19 protein-coding genes are annotated in these 18660 nt (G+C 32.9%); 8 read left to right on the top strand and 11 right to left on the bottom strand.

What is annotated here, in order from left to right:
• Nucleotides 1-24 precede the first annotated feature (24 nt).
• The gene (locus tag QE431_RS01650; RefSeq protein WP_281867277.1) at nucleotides 25-753 is read left to right on the top strand and encodes an RNA methyltransferase; all 729 of its coding nucleotides are present in this window, start codon (nucleotides 25-27) and stop codon (nucleotides 751-753) included.
• A gap of 9 nt (nucleotides 754-762) precedes the next feature.
• On the opposite strand, the gene QE431_RS01655 is transcribed toward QE431_RS01650, so the two are convergent.
• The 4 genes from QE431_RS01655 to QE431_RS01670 form a co-directional block, all read right to left on the bottom strand.
• A complete protein-coding gene (locus QE431_RS01655) occupies nucleotides 763-1473 on the bottom strand; it encodes a porin family protein (RefSeq protein WP_134139185.1) in 711 nt (236 codons plus the stop codon).
• Between the two features lies 1 nt (nucleotide 1474).
• Nucleotides 1475-2206 carry a bifunctional demethylmenaquinone methyltransferase/2-methoxy-6-polyprenyl-1,4-benzoquinol methylase UbiE gene (gene ubiE / locus QE431_RS01660; RefSeq protein WP_057117603.1) on the bottom strand — a complete coding sequence of 244 codons (732 nt, stop codon included), beginning with the start codon at nucleotides 2204-2206 and terminating at the stop codon, nucleotides 1475-1477.
• 581 nt (nucleotides 2207-2787) lie between these two features.
• Nucleotides 2788-3270, bottom strand: a complete 483-nt coding sequence (locus tag QE431_RS01665; RefSeq protein WP_057117602.1) for a dihydrofolate reductase — start codon at nucleotides 3268-3270, stop codon at nucleotides 2788-2790.
• Between the two features lie 12 nt (nucleotides 3271-3282).
• Complete coding sequence (locus QE431_RS01670; protein ID WP_057117601.1) at nucleotides 3283-3627, bottom strand: 2TM domain-containing protein; 345 nt, start codon at nucleotides 3625-3627, stop codon at nucleotides 3283-3285.
• Nucleotides 3628-3866: 239 nt separating this feature from the next.
• On the opposite strand from QE431_RS01670, the gene QE431_RS01675 reads away from it, so the two are divergent.
• The gene (locus QE431_RS01675) at nucleotides 3867-4163 is read left to right on the top strand and encodes an isoamylase early set domain-containing protein (RefSeq protein WP_057117600.1); all 297 of its coding nucleotides are present in this window, start codon (nucleotides 3867-3869) and stop codon (nucleotides 4161-4163) included.
• Between the two features lie 37 nt (nucleotides 4164-4200).
• Here the strand turns inward: QE431_RS01675 and QE431_RS01680 are convergent, their stop codons facing one another.
• From QE431_RS01680 to QE431_RS01695, 4 genes are all read right to left on the bottom strand, one after another.
• Entirely contained in the window at nucleotides 4201-5052 is an 852-nt protein-coding gene (locus tag QE431_RS01680; protein WP_057117599.1) for a thymidylate synthase, read from the bottom strand.
• A gap of 119 nt (nucleotides 5053-5171) precedes the next feature.
• Nucleotides 5172-5795, bottom strand: coding sequence for a bifunctional nuclease family protein (locus QE431_RS01685; RefSeq protein ID WP_057117598.1), 624 nt, complete (start codon nucleotides 5793-5795; stop codon nucleotides 5172-5174).
• A 164-nt stretch (nucleotides 5796-5959) separates the two neighbouring features.
• Nucleotides 5960-6928, bottom strand: coding sequence for an electron transfer flavoprotein subunit alpha/FixB family protein (locus tag QE431_RS01690; RefSeq protein WP_134139188.1), 969 nt, complete (start codon nucleotides 6926-6928; stop codon nucleotides 5960-5962).
• 127 nt (nucleotides 6929-7055) lie between these two features.
• Complete coding sequence (locus QE431_RS01695; protein ID WP_134139190.1) at nucleotides 7056-7802, bottom strand: electron transfer flavoprotein subunit beta/FixA family protein; 747 nt, start codon at nucleotides 7800-7802, stop codon at nucleotides 7056-7058.
• Between the two features lie 500 nt (nucleotides 7803-8302).
• Between QE431_RS01695 and QE431_RS01700 the strand changes: the two genes are divergently transcribed.
• The 5 genes from QE431_RS01700 to QE431_RS01720 all read left to right on the top strand — a co-directional run bounded on the left by QE431_RS01700 (nucleotide 8303) and on the right by QE431_RS01720 (nucleotide 15935).
• On the top strand, nucleotides 8303-9280 hold the full coding sequence (locus QE431_RS01700) for a pyruvate dehydrogenase complex E1 component subunit beta (RefSeq protein WP_071636151.1): 978 nt from the start codon (nucleotides 8303-8305) through the stop codon (nucleotides 9278-9280).
• Nucleotides 9281-9350: 70 nt separating this feature from the next.
• On the top strand, nucleotides 9351-11852 hold the full coding sequence (locus QE431_RS01705; RefSeq protein WP_057117594.1) for a DUF5686 family protein: 2502 nt from the start codon (nucleotides 9351-9353) through the stop codon (nucleotides 11850-11852).
• A 204-nt stretch (nucleotides 11853-12056) separates the two neighbouring features.
• Nucleotides 12057-12656 carry a DNA-3-methyladenine glycosylase gene (locus QE431_RS01710; protein WP_307291990.1) on the top strand — a complete coding sequence of 200 codons (600 nt, stop codon included), beginning with the start codon at nucleotides 12057-12059 and terminating at the stop codon, nucleotides 12654-12656.
• A gap of 111 nt (nucleotides 12657-12767) precedes the next feature.
• Nucleotides 12768-13298: an inorganic diphosphatase gene (locus QE431_RS01715; protein WP_057117592.1), complete on the top strand. Its 531-nt coding sequence runs from the start codon at nucleotides 12768-12770 to the stop codon at nucleotides 13296-13298.
• Between the two features lie 111 nt (nucleotides 13299-13409).
• Complete coding sequence (locus tag QE431_RS01720; RefSeq protein WP_307291991.1) at nucleotides 13410-15935, top strand: sodium-translocating pyrophosphatase; 2526 nt, start codon at nucleotides 13410-13412, stop codon at nucleotides 15933-15935.
• Between the two features lie 184 nt (nucleotides 15936-16119).
• On the opposite strand, the gene QE431_RS01725 is transcribed toward QE431_RS01720, so the two are convergent.
• From QE431_RS01725 to QE431_RS01735, 3 genes are read right to left on the bottom strand one after another with little or no spacing between them, the layout of a single operon-like run.
• A complete protein-coding gene (locus QE431_RS01725) occupies nucleotides 16120-16734 on the bottom strand; it encodes a deoxynucleoside kinase (protein WP_057117590.1) in 615 nt (204 codons plus the stop codon).
• A complete protein-coding gene (locus QE431_RS01730; RefSeq protein WP_307291992.1) occupies nucleotides 16734-16961 on the bottom strand; it encodes a hypothetical protein in 228 nt (75 codons plus the stop codon). Before QE431_RS01730 ends, QE431_RS01725 begins: the two co-directional genes overlap by 1 nt.
• Nucleotides 16939-17538, bottom strand: coding sequence for a hypothetical protein (locus tag QE431_RS01735; protein ID WP_307291993.1), 600 nt, complete (start codon nucleotides 17536-17538; stop codon nucleotides 16939-16941). The genes QE431_RS01730 and QE431_RS01735 overlap by 23 nt, the downstream gene beginning before the upstream one ends.
• Before the next feature lie 224 nt (nucleotides 17539-17762).
• Between QE431_RS01735 and QE431_RS01740 the strand changes: the two genes are divergently transcribed.
• Nucleotides 17763-18647 carry a GLPGLI family protein gene (locus tag QE431_RS01740; protein WP_057117686.1) on the top strand — a complete coding sequence of 295 codons (885 nt, stop codon included), beginning with the start codon at nucleotides 17763-17765 and terminating at the stop codon, nucleotides 18645-18647.
• The last annotated feature ends 13 nt before the right edge of the window (nucleotides 18648-18660 follow it).

The raw sequence follows: 18660 nt of genomic DNA on the forward strand, positions 1-18660 counted from the left end.
TTTAATTCAAAAGTACATTATTTTATGGTTAGTAAAAACCAAATAAAGCTTATCTCAAGTTTACATCAAAAAAAGCAGCGTTTTGCTAATCAATTATTTTTTGCTGAAGGAGTAAAAGTAATTCAAGAATTGCTGCAATCCAATTTTGAATTAGAACATTTATACACAACATTAAATGATTTTGAAGAGGTTCAATCTTCTAAACGAACTCTTATTAATGAACAAGAACTAAAAAAAATAAGTGCTTTAGCAACTCCAAATTCTTGTCTGGCTGTTTTTAAAATTCCTGCCGAAAAGAAAATAATCGATTCGGGTTTAATTTTGGCCTTAGACGACATTAGAGATCCTGGAAATTTAGGAACTATTTTACGTCTCTGCGATTGGTTTGGTATTAAACAAGTAATCTGTTCTAAAGAAACGGTAGATATTTATAATCCAAAAGTAGTGCAAGCAACAATGGGCTCCATTACTAGGGTAAATATAAATTACGTTGATTTAAAATCTTTCCTTGCTCAAACTAAACTGCCCGTTTTTGGAACTTTTATGGACGGCGCAAATATCTATCAATCAGAATTACCTCAAGACGGCATCATTATTATGGGTAACGAAGCTAACGGTATTTCAGAAGAGATTGAGAAAGTAGTTACAACTCGTCTAACAATTCCTAGATTTGGAGAGCTGCAAAAAACCGAAAGTTTAAATGTAGCTACAGCAACAGCAATTATTCTTAGTGAATTTAAACGAAATAGTTAGATTTTTGTTTTAATGAAAAGTGAAATTTATTAAAATCGCTCTAGATTTCATTGAATCAATATTTCCAGTCCACGGACTATCTGCAGTATTATCTCTGATAAGTTCGTCGGTTATACCAAACATTCCTCTTACAGAAGGCGAGAAAATAAAGTATTCAGTAAAAATATCAATTCCTACACCTAATTCATAAGCAGCGGTCCATTGTTTAACTCTAAATTTCTGCTGAAAGTTATCGTCTTTAGATTTAGAATTGCTCGATAAATTTAAAGTTGTAGACATACCGCCAACTAAGTAAGGACGAATGTTTCCTGTACGCAAAGCAGAGAATTTTAATAATAAAGGAAAGTGAATATAAGTACTATTTACTTCTCTCAAATAATCATTTTCTGAAGTTCCTACGCCAGGAAAATATAAATCACGTTTTGTATAATACAATCCTGGTTCAAAACGCAGATTAATATATTCCTGTAATCTTAAATCGGCAACAACACCCACATTAAAACCAGTAGTTTTTTTTACCTGAATATCAGCTTGTACAGGAGTTTTGTAATCAAATTTAAAGTCAAAACTATTAAAACCTAAATAATAGCCAAAGTAGACACGCTGCTTTTGCCAGTTTTCAAGATTAATAATAGGGTCTTTGCTAAACATGTTTTTAGCAAATTGAGAATACCCATTTGTCGCGAAGACCAATAAAAATAAGATTACAGCTTTTTTCATACTATTTTTTAGATGCAGAATAAATCGTTGCGACACCAAAAGTTTGAGGCATTGCCACAACATCTATAAACCCAGTTTTTCTCAAAATATTGTTTAACGCCTCTCCATAAGGAAAAGCAGCAGCAGATTCAGATAAATAACCATAGGCATCATTGTCTTTAGAAAATAATTTCCCGATCAAAGGAAGTATATTTTTACTATAAAAATTATAACCTTGTTTATAAGGGAACTTATCTGGAACAGAAGTTTCTAATATAACAAAAACACCATTTGGTTTTAGAACTCTTAAGATTTCTCCAAAACCTTTTTCAAGGTTTTCAAAATTTCTAACACCAAAACTTACCGTAATAGCGTCAAAATAATTATCCTCAAAAGGCATGTTTTCAGAATCTCCTAAAACTAATTCTATAATATTAGAAAGATTTTTTTCTGCAACTTTCTTTTTTCCAACTTCCAGCATTCCTTCAGAAATGTCTAAACCAATAATTTTATCAGCATTAGTCTGTGCAAGTAAAATAGCCAAATCGCCAGTTCCTGTTGCAATGTCCAGAATAACTTTTGGTTTTTTGTCTGAGACTATTTTCAATACTTTTTTACGCCATTTTACATCAATTCCAAATGAAATGACACGGTTTAAATTGTCGTAATTCCCAGAAATGGTGTCAAACATTTGGGTTACTTGCTCTTTTTTACCTAAAGAAGAGTCTTTATACGGAGTTATTTTTTCAGACATTTTTTTTATTTAGGCAAATATAAACAATCTAGTTTAACTGTAATTGAGTTTTTTAATTTGTAAAATAAATGTTTTGAATGATTTATTTTAAAGTTAATTCCAGTTGTATTCTCGTCATCCCTAAATTTAGGGATTTTGATAAAATCACCAAATCACGGTATTGTCCAATCGCTCCATTATGAGCAACTTTGTAGAAGTAAAAATGATTAAAGTTTTAATGATTGGTAGTACCGCAAAGACTTAAGCAGATGGTTACTTTTTTTGCACTTGTAATTTCATTTGTTCTTGAAAAAGTTTTGTAAGTATTGTTCTTGGGGGGAAATACTATTTTATAGTGCAAAATACGTTCTTAGGATTAAATTTGTTTTTGGAAATTTTAATTTTCTGCCTTTAATATCTTAGTGGTATTTGTTATTAAAGGCGTTTTTGAGATTTATATCTCAAATAACATTAAATGTTATTCAGTTATTTCAAATGCTTTTTGAGTATTTGTGATTTTAAACAAAACTATTCTTGAGTAAGTCAGGTCTAAAAAATCAATCGTTTTAAAAACATCCTCCCAAAAGAGGATGTTTTTTTATTTATTTTCTAATGTAAGTTTCATAAGTATAATCATAAAGATGCTTTTCATCTTTGTAATTTTCTTCAGATTCTACCAAAATCCATTCACTTCTGCTAATTTTTGGAAAAAAAGCATCTGCTTCAAAAGTATGGTGAACTCTAGTAAGTTCTATTATATCGGTAAATGGAAGTGCCAGATTGTAAATTTCACCGCCTCCTATAATATAACTGTCATCATTTTCAGGACAAACAGCAATTGCTTTTTCAATACTGTCTACAACAATACATCCTTCTGGCTGGTAATTTTCCTGACGTGTAATTACAACATGAACTCGGTCTGGTAATGGTTTTGGGAAACTTTCAAAAGTTTTTCTTCCCATAATAATATGATGCCCTGTAGTAAGCGATTTAAAACGTTTAAAATCATTTGGCAGATGCCATACTAATTCATTGTTTTTTCCAAGCGCGTTGTTTTCGGCTGCTGCCGCTATCATTATAATCATGGTATGCTGAAACTAAATTTTATTTTCATTCTCTTCATTAATAGAAGATTCAAGCTGCGTGATTCTTTTTTGTTGTAAAGCCACTAATCTGTCAATTTGCTCTCTTTCCCATTTTTTATTCATAAAGCGGTCGGTAATGTAAACTTTTATAAAATGTAAAATAAAAATAAAAAGCCAGATCGTAATACCCCAAATACACCAGTTTTGAGTTGTCCCTTCTCCAAAACCAAAAAATCTATTAGCAATAAATAAAAATAAACTTCCTAAAAGGAAAAGAACAAAATGAAAATATAGTATTTTTTTTTGTCTTAATCGTCGTCTAGCGTATTCGTATTGTTCGTGCACTTCTTTTTCCATAAGATAAATATGAGATTATAAAGTTAAAATTTATTTTTGAAAGTCAATATTTTGGAGATACAATATTTGTTTTAAATCGATATAAGAATTTGAAAAACAAAATTTTATGTCTTTAAAATTATAGATAAATCTAAAATGACATCCTGTTTTTAGCATTATCATAAATCGATTGCCGTAGTGGTGAGTGTTTGGTTGATTTTAATTAATTTTAGATGTATAAAACTAAAAACTAAATAGTTATGTCTTTAAAAAAACAATTTATCAAAACGAAGCCAGTTTGTAAAGTAACATTTTCTATAGATGCCAAAGACGCTGATTCGGCAGCGGTCGTAGGGGATTTTAACAACTGGAATGTTGAAGAAGGAACTTTAAGTAAGTTGAAAAATGGAACTTTTAAAGCGACTTATGATTTGGTGAAAGATGCGATTTACGAATTTAAGTATGTAATCGACGGGATTTATGTAAATGATCCAGAAGCAGATTTCTACAAATGGAATGATTATGCTGGAAGTGAAAATAGTGTTTTAGTTGTATAAAAAAATCCGCTTAAAATTCAAGCGGATTTTTTTATAATTATACTGCAACACTTCCTTTTATAGCAGGATGCGGATCGTAATCTACTAGTGTAAAATCATTAAAATCAAAATCAAAAATGTTTTTAATCTCTGGATTTAAAATCATTTTTGGTAATGGTTTTGGTTCGCGAGTCAATTGTAATTCCAATTGCTCAAAATGATTGTTGTAAATATGTGCGTCACCAAAAGTGTGAATAAAATCGCCTGGTTCTAAATCGCAAACCTGAGCAATCATCATGGTCAATAATGCGTAAGAAGCAATATTAAAAGGAACTCCCAGAAATATATCTGCGCTTCTTTGGTATAACTGACAAGATAATTTTCCTTTAGTTTCTCCTTTTTCTAAATCTGGTGTTGCCACATAAAATTGAAAAAATGCATGACATGGAGGCAAAGCCGCTTTATTGTTAGCTACATTTTCTTCAAATGATTTTTTAGTGTCTGGCAAAACCGAAGGATTCCAAGCAGAAACCAGCATTCTGCGACTGTTCGGATTTGTTTTTAATTCAGTAATTAATTCAGTAATCTGATCAATTTCTTCACTGTTCCAGTTTCTCCATTGATGTCCGTAAACAGGTCCTAAATCACCATTAGAATCTGCCCATTCATCCCAGATTTTTACTCCGTTTTCCTGAAGATATTTTACGTTTGTATCGCCTTTTAAAAACCAAAGCAATTCGTAAATGATCGATTTTAAATGTAATTTTTTGGTCGTAACCATTGGGAAACCTTCACTTAAATCAAAACGCATTTGGTAACCAAAAACACTTTTTGTTCCAGTTCCAGTTCGGTCTCCTTTTTGACAGCCGTTTTCTAAAACGTGTTTTACTAAATCTAAGTATTGCTTCATAGATGCTTTAAGCTTTATGCTATAGGCTTTAGGCTTTTTCCTAAAATCTTGTAGCTTGGATTTTTTTATGTTTTTAGCTTAAGCTTACAGCCTAAGGCCTATGGCTTACAGCCATAAAATTATCTTTTCGAGATTTCGTCTCTAATTTTGGCTGCTTTTTCGTAATCTTCCTGAGAAACGGCTTGATCCAAAAGTTCATTCAGTTCTTGCAGGGTATGTTTTGCGTAAACTTCTCCCGATTGATTTGTTTCTTCCTCGTGTCCAAAAGTTTCTGGATTCGAAAGAACATCATCAATTTCCTGAGAACCTTGATCTGTATCTGCAGTATTTGATTTTAAATAAATTCCTGCTTTATCTAAGATGTTTTTATAAGTAAAAATCGGTGCATTAAAGCGTAAAGCTAAAGCGATTGCGTCAGAAGTTCTGGCATCGATAATTTCTTCAATTTTATCTCTTTCGCAGATTAAACTAGAATAAAAAACACCGTCAACCAGTTTGTGAATAATAACTTGTTTTACTACAATATCAAATCTTTCAGCGAAGTTTTTGAATAAATCGTGTGTTAACGGACGAGGTGGTTTTATTTCTTTTTCTAAGGCAATAGCTATCGACTGGGCTTCAAAAGCGCCAATAACGATAGGTAATTTTCGTTCGCCATCAACTTCGTTCAAAATTAGGGCATAAGCTCCATTTTGAGTTTGACTGTATGAAATTCCTTTTATAGATAATTTTACTAGACTCATATATGTTTGTAAAAAAGGCACTTAGAGCCTTGTTTTATTGCTTTTTTTGTTTGAAAAATAAAGCTGCAATTTTAATCAAAAAATATGGAACAAAAAAGCTGCCTATAAACAAAGATACAATATCTTGTTTTTAGGCAGCAAATATATTGAAGAGAATTCTTGAATTAAGAGTGCTGAGCTTTAAAAGCTTTTAATTTCTCTGTTAATTGCGGTACAATTTCAAAAGCATCACCAACAATTCCGTAATCAGCAACTTTAAAGAAAGGAGCTTCAGGATCGTTATTGATAACCACTTTTACCTTTGATGAGTTAATACCAGCAATATGTTGAATAGCTCCAGAAATACCTACAGCAATATATAAATTAGTTGCAACTGGTTTTCCTGTTTGTCCAACGTGCTCGCTGTGAGGTCTCCATCCTAAGTCTGAAACGGGTTTAGAACATGCAGTTGCAGCGCCTAAAACAGCAGCAAGATCTTCGATTAATCCCCAGTTTTCTGGACCTTTCAATCCGCGTCCGCCAGAAACTACGATATCAGCATCAGCAATAGAAACTTTTCCAGAAACTTTTTCAACAGATTCTACTTTTACACTAAAGTCATTATCACCAATAGTTGGATTAAAATCTTCTTCAGCAGCAGATCCTGCACTTTCAAAAATTCCGTAAGAGTTTTTAGCTAAACCAAGAACTTTTACATCTGTATCGATTTGAGTAATGTTGAAAGCTTTGTTTGAGAACGCATTTCTTTTTACTTGGAAAGGAGAAGTGCTAACTGGCAATCCAACAACATTTGATGCAAAACCAGCATTTAAAGCTACTGCAACCAATGATGAAAGATAAATACTATCTGTTGTAGAAGAAAGTAAAACTACTTTTGTTCCTTCTTTTTCAGCAGCTTGTTTAATTACATCGGCATAAGCTTTAGCAGTAAAACCAGCTAATTTATCGTTATTTACTTTTAAAACTTTATCAACTCCGTATTTGCCTAATTCGCTTACGTCGCTAATGTTTACAGTTAAAGCCGTAACAGTTGTTCCTAAACTTTCGGCTACTTTTTTTGCATAAGAAGCTAATTCGAATGCTACTTTTTTAAATTTTCCTTCTGCAGATTCTGCATATATTAATATTGACATAACAATTTTAGATTTTAGATTTGTGATTAACGATTTTAGATTTGTGATTAACGATTTTAGATTAACTAATTTTTTGATTTTAAATCTGCAATCAAAAATCGTTAATCTTAATTCATCAATAAATATCTTAAATCACCTTAGCCTCGTTGTGTAATAAATTGATTAACTCATCTAAATTATCAGGAGAAATTAATTTTACTGCTGATTTTGGAGCTGGTTTTTCAAATTTCACTGCTTTTGTATTTACTGGAGCATCAACTGGTTCCAAAATAGTTAAAGCTTTAGTTCTTGCTGTCATAATTCCTCTCATGTTCGGAATACGTAAATCTTTTTCTTCAACAAGACCTTTTTGACCTCCAATAATTAAAGGTAGAGTAGTGCTTACTGTTTCTTTACCACCATCGATTTCACGAACCGCTTTTACATTGTTTCCATCAACAGTTAAAGCTGTACAAGAATTTAAAAAGTTAGAACCTAAAATTCCAGCGATCATTCCAGGAACCATTCCGCCATTATAATCAAGAGATTCTTTTCCTGCAATTACAAGATCGTAACCGCCGTTTTTAATTACTTCTGCTAATTGTTTAGCAACAAAAAAACCATCAGTAGGATTCGCGTTAACACGAATTGCTTCGTTTGCACCAATTGCCAAAGCTTTACGTAATGTTGGTTCAGTATCAGGACCTCCGACATTTACTACAGTTACATTTGCACCTTGTTGTTCTTGAAACCAAATTGCACGTGTAAGTCCAAATTCGTCGTTAGGATTAATTACATATTGTACGCCGGCTGTATCAAATTCTGAATCGCCGTTAGTAAAGTTAATTTTTGAAGTAGTATCAGGCACATGGCTGATGCAAACTAGTATTTTCATAAGTATATATTTTGAATTTATAATATGCTTTTACAAATTTAGAATTTAATTTGGAATAATTATACTATGCATGCATAATATTTTTTAAAACTATTACGATTTCGCAGATTCTATAGTTTGAGATGATTTTTATCGGAATCTAAAAATAAAAAATCAATCATTTTGCCTGATTATTAGTAATTTTATAATATCGTACAGATTTGCGATGTAAAAAAAATTGTGTTAAAAATACTAAACTTCGAATATTTACGTTTTGATGAATGAATTTCAGAAAAACAAGAATTAAACAAATAGATTAAAGTTTGTCTAAAAAATATTTTCAGTAAATTAAGTGTGAATTTTACGTTATTATACCGATTTCGTAAATATCACAATTAACTTTAAAAAGTTAAAAGCTAAAGAGAGAAAGAACTTCATGCGATTTTAAATTCAATTTATGCTTTTAAGTTATTTAAAATATTTATTTTTGCTCTTCAGAAAATTCAACATACAATATAAATATGAGAACAATACAATTTAGAGAGGCCATTTGCGAAGCGATGAGTGAAGAAATGCGTCACGATGAATCCATATATTTAATGGGCGAAGAAGTTGCAGAATACAACGGAGCATATAAAGCTTCAAAAGGAATGCTTGCGGAGTTTGGCGAAAAAAGAGTTATTGATACTCCAATTGCTGAGCTTGGTTTTACAGGAATTGCAGTAGGTTCTGCAATGAACGGAAATCGTCCTATTGTAGAATATATGACATTCAACTTCTGTTTAGTTGGTATTGATCAAATCATAAATAATGCTGCTAAAATGCGTCAAATGACTGGGGGACAATTTAATGTGCCAATCGTTTTCCGCGGACCAACAGCTTCTGCTGGTCAATTAGGAGCTACACACTCGCAAGCTTTAGAAAACTGGTTTGCTAACACTCCAGGTCTTAAAGTTGTTGTTCCTTCAACTCCTTACGATGCGAAAGGACTTTTAAAATCTGCAATTCGCGATAATGATCCCGTAATTTTCATGGAATCTGAGCAAATGTATGGTGACAAAGGTGAAGTGCCAGACGGAGAATACACAATTCCATTAGGAGTTGCTGATATTAAGCGTGAAGGAACAGATGTAACTATTGTTTCTTTCGGAAAAATTATCAAAGAAGCTTTTATTGCTGCTGATGAATTAGCTAAAGAAGGAATCTCTTGTGAGATTATCGATTTAAGAACAGTTCGTCCTATGGATAAAGATGCAATCCTTAAATCTGTAAAAAAAACAAATCGTTTAGTAATTCTTGAAGAAGCTTGGCCATTTGCAAGTATTTCTTCTGAAATTACATATATTGTTCAAGAACAAGCATTCGACTTCCTTGATGCGCCAATTCAACGTATTACAACAGCAGACACTCCTGCACCTTACTCTCCAGTACTGTTAAAAGACTGGTTGCCAAACGCAGGTGATGTAGTAAAAGCAGTTAAAAAAGTATTATACAAATAATACATATTTAAAATACTCACAAAACTTCATCATTCATAGTTAATTGATGAAGTTTTTTTTTGCCCAGATTATGAAAAGAATAATTTTACTCAGCCTATTTTTTGTAATCGCATTTGCGACTATTGCTACTGCACAAACGAAAGTGAGTGGAATTGTTTTGGACAAATCTAATCAGCCGATACCTTTTGCAAATGTTGTTTTTAAAGGTTCAAATACTGGAATCGTTTCTAATGAAGACGGTCGTTTTTATTTAGAATCTCCAAATACTTATACAGCTTTATTAGTTACCTCGGCAGGATTTTCAGATAAAGAAGTTCCACTAGAAAAAGCAGTTAATTATAATTTTAAAATTGTTTTAGGCGAAGCCGAAGCACTTAATGAAGTTGTAATTTATACTGGTAAAACCTCCAAAAAGAATAATCCAGCGCTTGATATTTTGAGAAAAATATGGGAAAGAAAACGTAAAAACGGACTTTACCAATTTAATCAATATCAAATGCAGAAGTATGAAAAAGTAGAGTTTGATATGAATACTATTGATAGCGCATTCATGAAAAACAAACTTTTCAAGGGAATGGAGTTTATCTTTAATCATGTTGATACTTCAGATGTTACTGGAAAAACTTATCTGCCAATTTTCATCAACGAATCAGTTTATGATGTTTACGGAGATAATAAATTAAAGAAAGTAAAAGAAAACCTAACTGGAAATAAAATGTCTGGTTTTAATGGAAATCAGCAGATTTTATCTTTTGTAAAAGACCTTTATTCCGATTATAATATTTACGATAATCACCTTAAATTTTTTGATAAAAGCTTCACAAGTCCGCTTTCGCGAACAGGAATTGATGTTTACAATTATGTCTTAAAAGACAGTGCGTATATTGATAAAAAATGGTGTTACAACATTGTTTTCTATCCAAGACGTAAAAACGAATTGACTTTTAAAGGTGATTTTTGGGTAAATGATACCACTTTTGCGATCAAAAAAATTAATATGGGTGTAACAAAAAGCGCCAATATTAACTGGGTAAAAGATATTTATATCGAACAGGAGTTTGAAGTACAAAACGATTCTGTTTTCCTTTTAACCCGTGATTATATGATGTCTGATTTTGCTTTAAATAAAAAAGAAAAATCAAAAGGAGTTTATGGAAAACGAACGACATTGTATCGTAATCATAAATTTAATATTCAAAAACCAGAGAAATTCTATAAAGAAGAAGTCAATTTTATTGACAATGCAGTCTATGAACGACCGCCTGAATTCTGGGAAGAAAATCGTTTTGAAAAATTAAATAAAGACGAAGCAGGTGTATATAAAATGCTTGATACACTACAAACCGTCAAGCGATTTAAACAGTTGTATAATCTCGTCTCCATCTTGGGAAGCGGTTACGTCGAATTTAAGAATTTCGATTACGGACCTATTTATTCAACCTTTGGTTATAATGAAGTTGAAGGTTTAAGATTAAGAGTAGGAGGAAGAACTTATTTTGGTCCAAATGACCCTTGGCGTATACAAGCTTATACAGCATACGGATTTGATGATAATAAATTCAAATACGGACTTTCAGGAAAATGGATGGTTGATAAGAAAAACCGAGTTATTATTTCTGGAGGGAACAGGCGGGACATCGAACAAATTGGAGCCAGTTTAACTACTACGAATGATGTTTTAGGGCGAAGTTTTGCATCTTCTGCTTTATTTACAACAGGAAGTAACGGAAAGCTGACCAATATCAACCTGAGCAATGTTTCTGTTGAAATGGAGGCCAAGAAGAACTTTATTGTTTCGGCGGGATTTTCGTATCGAACATTGGAATCGGCTTCGAAAACTTTTAGTTTAGATTATTACACGACATTGCCAACTGCAGCAAATCCGTTGGGAGTTGTTAAAAGTGATGTAAAACAATCAGAAGCTAATATTCAGTTTGAGTATATGCCGAACCGAAAAACGATTGGTTACGGAGTAGAAAGAGATTTAGTTGACAGTCCTTTTAGTCATTTCTTTGTAAACTTTAGTTACGGTCTTAAAGGAGTTATGGATAGTGATTTTGCGTATGAAAAAATTCAGATTTTCTATAAACAGCCTATTATTATCGGACCATTAGGAAGATCAAATATTATAGTAGAAACGGGAAAAACCTTTGGAACAATTCCGTTAGGATTGATGAGTGTAATTCCGGGTAACCAAACTTATTTTACGATCGAAAATACGTTTAGTAATTTGAATTTCTACGAATTTGTTACAGATCAATACACAACCTTACAATGGAATCATGATTTTGGAGGAAGATTATTTGCTAGAATTCCATTCATGAGAAAATTAAATTGGAGAGAATTTATAGGGGTTAGAGCCGTTCATGGAACGATTTCTGATGCTAATCGCGCCATTAATGCTTCTGGATTGCCATACAACGCGCCTGAAAAAGTTTATTGGGAATACAACGCCGGAATTGGAAATATCTTTAAAGTTTTCAGACTTGATTTTTCATGGAGAGGAAATTATTTAGATATGCCAGATGCTCACAAATTTGCTATAAAAGGATCTTTCGGATTCTATTTTTAAGTTTTTAGATGAGGTTCACAGGTACAAAGTTACAAAGTCGCAAAGGTTTAAATCTTTGCGGCTTTTTTGTTTGACACTGATTTTGCAGATTTGTAATTTCTGCTAAATTTAAAAATCTGTTTAAATCTGCAAATTCTGCGTGAAAAAACTTTATGCCTGCGAAAGTCTTTTTTCTTTAATTTTGAATAGACTTAAATCAAAACCATGCAGGAAGCCATCGATTTTCTAATCAATAAAAATCCAATATTTCGAGAGATAATCGAGAAGTATGGATTTCCGGCAATTCCGAAACGACCTCAGGGATTTGAGACTTTGGTTTTATTAATACTCGAACAGCAGGTTTCCATAGATTCGGCGAAAGCCACATTCTTAAAAATTAAAGCATATACTACTTGTAATCCAGAAACTATGGCTGTCCTTTCTGATGAAGAATATAGAAATCTTGGTGTCAGCCGTCAGAAAACAAAATACATTAAGATTTTAGCGGAAGCAATTTTAAATAAAGAATTAGATGTTGAAAGTTTGGCTTCAAAATCGGCAAAGCAAGTTCGCGAAGAGCTTATAAAACTAAAAGGCATCGGAAACTGGACAATAGATATCTATTTAATGTTCTGCCTTCAAGAGCTAGATTTGATTCCGTTAGGAGATATTGCAGTCGTAAATACCATTAAAGAATTGTTGAATATACACGATAAACAAGAAATGGAAATTCATGCCGAACAATGGAGCCCGTATCGATCGTATGCAACCTATTTGCTCTGGCATTACTATCTAAATAAGCGAAACAGAAAAATTACCTATTAAATGCTTGTTTTTTAAACTCTAATGAGGATAATTTAACCTTGTTTTTTATTGTAAAACTGGATTCTTTAGTTATTTTTGCAACCGAAATTATAGAAACAATAAAAAACGAAAATGACCGCAGACAAATTAACGACTTTCGATGTATTAATCGAAATACCAAGAGGAAGCAGAAATAAATACGAGTACGATTTTGAAATTAAAAGAATGCGTTTCGACAGAATGTTATTCTCTTCAATGATGTATCCAGCAGATTACGGATTTATTCCGGAAACTTTAGCTTTAGACGGTGATCCTCTTGATGTATTAGTTTTGGTAAACGAACCAACTTTTCCTGGATGTGTTATGGAAGTTAAGCCAATTGGTGTTTTCCATATGGCAGATGATAAAGGACCAGATGAAAAAATTATTTGTGTACCAGTTTCAGATCCAATCTGGAATTCATTAACAGATTTATCAGACATCAACCCTCACTTAGTAAAAGAAATTGAGCATTTCTTCCAAGTTTACAAAGATCTTGAAAACAAGAAAGTAGATGTTGAAGGATGGGGAGACGTGAACGAAGCATTTGAAATTATTGCTGAGTGTACAAAACGTTTTAACGATATTGAAAATAAACCAGAGGGATTATTTAGTATTAAATAATTTAAGGTTCTATATTTTATAAAAAAAGCAATACTCCGTCAGGAGTATTGCTTTTTTGTTTAAATTCGTTTCAGTTAGATTGTTGACTATTAACCAAAACCATTAAAAATTATGAATGCATTTATGATTTACCTGCCAATTATTATGGCAGTTTTAGGATTACTTTTCATGGGAATAAAAAGGACTTGGGTTTTAAAACAAGATGCTGGAGATGGCAAGATGAAAGAGATTTCAGATTACATCTACGAAGGAGCCTTAGCCTTCCTAAAAGCCGAATATAAACTATTAACCATATTTGTAATTATTGCCAGTTTAGCCTTGGCAGGAATTACTTTTATTCCGGGTGTAAAAACACATTTATTAATCGTAATTGCATTTATTTTTGGAGCATTATTTTCGGCTTATGCAGGAAATATTGGAATGAAAATAGCAACTAAAACAAATGTTAGAACTACTCAAGCTGCGCGTACAAGTCTTCCACAAGCCTTAAAGGTTTCTTTTGGAGGCGGAACCGTAATGGGTTTAGGCGTTGCAGGTTTAGCCGTTTTAGGTTTAACAGCTTTTTTTATCATTTTCTTTAATCTTTTTTCTGACGGAGTTTGGAAAGACACCGAAACAATGACAGTTGTTTTAGAAACATTAGCTGGATTTTCACTTGGTGCAGAATCAATCGCTTTGTTTGCCAGAGTTGGAGGCGGAATCTATACCAAAGCAGCAGATGTTGGTGCCGATTTAGTTGGTAAGGTTGAAGCGGGAATTCCAGAAGACGATCCACGTAATCCTGCAACAATTGCTGATAACGTGGGAGATAATGTTGGAGACGTTGCCGGAATGGGAGCCGATTTATTTGGTTCGTATGTAGCAACTGTTTTAGCAGCAATGGTGCTAGGGAATTATGTGATCAAAGATATGGGCGGAAGTATCAATGATGCTTTTGGGGGAATTGGTCCAATTTTGCTTCCAATGGCAATTGCTGGTTTCGGAATTATATTCTCAATTATTGGGACACTTTTAGTAAAAATTTCAGATGACAATGCAAAAGAAGCACAAGTGCAGAAAGCATTAAATATAGGAAACTGGGTTTCGATTGCTTTAACGGCTGTTGCGTGTTTCTTTTTAGTACAATATATGCTTCCGGAAACGATGCAGATGAGTTTTTTTGGTGAAGGATCAAAAGCGATTTCATCATTGCGAGTTTTCTATGCTACTTTGGTAGGATTAGTTGTTGGAGGTGCAATTTCATCTGTAACAGAATATTATACAGGATTAGGAACAAAACCAGTTTTGGCTATTGTTCAAAAATCATCAACAGGAGCGGGAACAAACGTAATTGCTGGTTTGGCAACTGGAATGATTTCGACTTTTCCAACCGTATTATTGTTCGCTGGAGCAATCTGGATTTCGTATGCTTTGGCGGGATTTTATGGAGTGGCATTGGCAGCATCAGCTATGATGGCAACTACAGCAATGCAATTAGCAATTGATGCTTTCGGACCAATTTCTGATAATGCTGGAGGAATTGCAGAAATGAGCGAATTACCAAAAGAAGTTCGTACGAGAACTGATATTTTAGATTCTGTTGGAAATACAACAGCAGCAACTGGAAAAGGTTTTGCAATTGCTTCTGCAGCTTTAACTTCACTAGCATTATTCGCAGCTTATGTAACTTTTACAGGAATTGACGGAATTAATATTTTTAAAGCACCAGTTTTAGCGATGTTATTTGTCGGAGGCATGATTCCAGTGGTTTTCTCCGCTTTAGCGATGAATTCTGTTGGAAAAGCTGCGATGGATATGGTATACGAAGTGCGCCGCCAGTTCAAAGAAATTCCTGGAATTATGGAAGGAACTGGAAAACCAGAGTATGGGAAATGCGTTGAGATTTCTACAAAAGCAGCTTTACGCGAAATGATGCTTCCTGGGATTTTGACAATTGGTTTTCCGATTCTAATTGTCTTGATTGGAAAATTAGTTTACGGAGATAACAACCAGCTAATTGCAGAAATGTTAGGTGGGTATATGGCCGGAGTTACCGTTTCTGGAGTTCTTTGGGCAGTTTTTCAAAACAATGCTGGAGGAGCTTGGGATAATGCTAAAAAATCTTTTGAAGCAGGAGTTATGATTAATGGCGAAATGACGTATAAAGGCTCTGATGCACATAAAGCAGCAGTTACTGGAGATACAGTTGGAGATCCATTTAAAGATACTTCTGGACCCTCAATGAATATTTTAATCAAATTAACCTGTTTGATTGGATTGGTAATTGCACCAATTTTGGGAGAAGGACATTCTCCATCAGATATAGCAGCTTCAGCTTCTTGCTGTGCAAAAACTGAAATGCATCGAGGAGTTTCTAAATGTGGAGACATGTCTGAAATGACAAAAGAAGAATGTATTAAAATGTGCAAAGAAAAAGGCTGTTCTCCAGAAGAAACGGCTAAATGTTTAGCGCATTTTGATGCAAGCGGAAAATACTCTGATGCTGGTTATGAGAGAAAATCGGTTCGCGTTGAGGTTAAAAATATAAACGGAAAAACGACTGGAACTGTTACTAAAAAAGAAAATGGTAAAACAACTACAGAAGTTTACGAAGGAACAGAAGAAGAAGTGCAGGCAAAAATTAACGCTGCACAATAAAAAATGATACTCACTATCCTAACAGGTTTCCAAAACCTGTTAGGTATCTATCTAGTTAAATGCTGAGAATAAAAAATACCTAACAGGTTTTGGAAACCTGTTAGGATCATAATTAACAGAAAAGCCTCTAAAAAATATTATTTAGAGGCTTTTTTTATTTCGTGTAAATCTGTGTAATTCGTGTTTAAAACAACCCGTTCAATTCAGCATCAATTCGATTAATGATGTTTCCTAAGTCTTCCGGATTGTCAACAAAATTAATATTATCAACATCAATAATTAATAATTTTCCTTTGGTGTAAGTCTGAATCCAGGCTTCGTATCTTTCGTTCAAACGGCTTAAATAATCAATAGAAATTGAATTTTCGTACTCACGTCCGCGTTTATGGATCTGCCCAACCAAATTCGGAATAGAACTTCTTAAATAAATCAACAAATCTGGAGCTTTAACCAAAGATTCCATTAATTCAAACAAAGAAGTGTAATTTTCAAAATCACGGCTTGTCATCAAACCCATTGCATATAAGTTCGGAGCAAAAATATGTGCATCTTCATAAATCGTTCTGTCTTGAATGATTTTTTTCCCGCTTTCGCGAATTTGCTGCACTTGACGAAAACGGCTGTTCAAGAAATAAATCTGAAGATTAAATGACCAGCGTTCCATCTGATGATAGAAATCATCTAAATACGGATTATCAACTACATCTTCATAATGAGGTTCCCATTTAAAATGTTTCGCTAATAATTTGGTCAAAGTAGTTTTTCCTGCGCCTATGTTTCCTGCTATTGCTATGTGCATTACGGTGTTACGATTTTATAATTTGATATATCTGTAGATGTAAAAATAGATAAAATTTGGTCTTTGTAATAAAAATTGGTAAAGGTTTTTTCTAAAATTTTAATCTCAGAAATTACATCAGGATTTGCTTTATTAATCCCTTTAAAATAAAGTAAGCTATCTCTGCTGAAGATATATTGTGAAGGATTTATTATTTCAATTTTATCAAAGTCTTCTATTTTGGCCAACGAAGTAATTTTTCCCAAAAATGTCACAAGAAAACCAGTTGTTATTTTTGTCGATCCAATAGAAAGTATTGAAATCAGTCTGATAATATTTAATAGGCTCTGTTAACGGAATTGAAACGGTTTTATATTCATTTTTTAAATAATCAAAAAGACCAATCTGCTGATTTAAAGTGTTGTAAATCCATAATTGATTTTGAGTAGACATCCCGATTCCGGCAACTACAATAGGCGTTGAATTTTGCGAAAAATTAATTTCTGTCATTTTATTCAATTGATTATCCAATAAAACGACGCTATTAAAGTCTTCATAAAACAAAACTATTTTCAGCGGATTTTGTAAATCGACTTTTGTAATTTTTCCAAGAGAAACATTTTTATATTCAAATATCTCTTTCCCTTTAATTTTACTAAAAACATTATTTGTTATCTGATAAGAATAACCAAAAGAATCGTATCCTAAAAATTGTTCAGCTTCATTTTTATAATGAGAAATTAATTTCGGATTTATGCTGGCTTCCTGAGCAGTCAATGCATTAAAAGTGCAGAAAAGAAATAAAAAATATACAAGTTTTTGCACAGTTTCACGCATTAGAAATAAATTTACAAGAGTGCAAATTACAAAAATCCCTCATTAGAAGTTCAATTTTAGCATTTAAACCTTTTTTAATTCTAATAGTCTAAAAAATAAGGGCTTCTGTCTATGCCGTGCGGCTATTAATATATTTAATTTTTAGTACTTTTAAATTAATAATACATTTGATTGTAAGTTTCTCGGATTTACTCACTTTTAAAGAAAATGAAATGAAGAAAATATTTTTTTATATGACATTGATGCTTGTTGGTACACAAATTCAAGCTCAAAAAGATTTTCAGGGAATGGCAGTTTATGAGTCAAAAACTCAAGCGCCAAAGTTTGAAGGAATGCGCGGAAACAGAGACATTACACCAGAGATGCAAAAGAATATGGAAGAGCGTATGAAAAAAATGCTGGAGAAAACATTTATTCTAAACTTCGATAAATCGGCATCAATTTATAAAGAGGAGGAAAAATTAGAAGCTCCTGGACAGCAAGGCGGTATGCGTATTATGATGAACTCTTTCATGGGAGGCGGAGGCACTTTCTATAAAGACGTGAAAACAAAATCGTATACCGTTGATAAAGAATTTATGGGAAAAGAATTTTTAGTTGTCGATTCGCTGCCGAAATTAAACTGGAAGCTAGAGCAGGAAACCAAACAAATTGGCGGTTACAATTGTTTTAAAGCAACAGCAGTAAAAGAAGCAAGTAAAACCGATTTTAGAAACTTCCGACCTAAAAATAATGATGATAAAAAAGAAGAACCAAAGAAGACTTCTGGAGACACAAAAACCAATTTTGAGGATAACTTTGAGATGCCAAAAGAAATTGTTGTAACGGCTTGGTATACACCAGAGATTCCTGTAAATCAGGGACCAGAGAATTATTGGGGACTTCCGGGTTTGATTTTGGAAGTAAATGATGGAAGAACAACTATTTTATGTTCTAAAATTGTTTTGAATGCAAAGGATAAAGTAGAAATAAAACCTTCTAAAAAAGGGAAAGTAATTTCTCAAAAAGATTACGACGAAACAGTAATTAAAAAAATGGAAGAATTTAGAGAAATGAACCGTGGTCGCGCCGGCGGGCCACCTCCAATGGGAAGATAAATTTCTGGCATTT

The organism is Flavobacterium sp. SORGH_AS_0622 (assembly GCF_030818825.1).
Taxonomy (GTDB): Bacteria; Bacteroidota; Bacteroidia; order Flavobacteriales; family Flavobacteriaceae; genus Flavobacterium.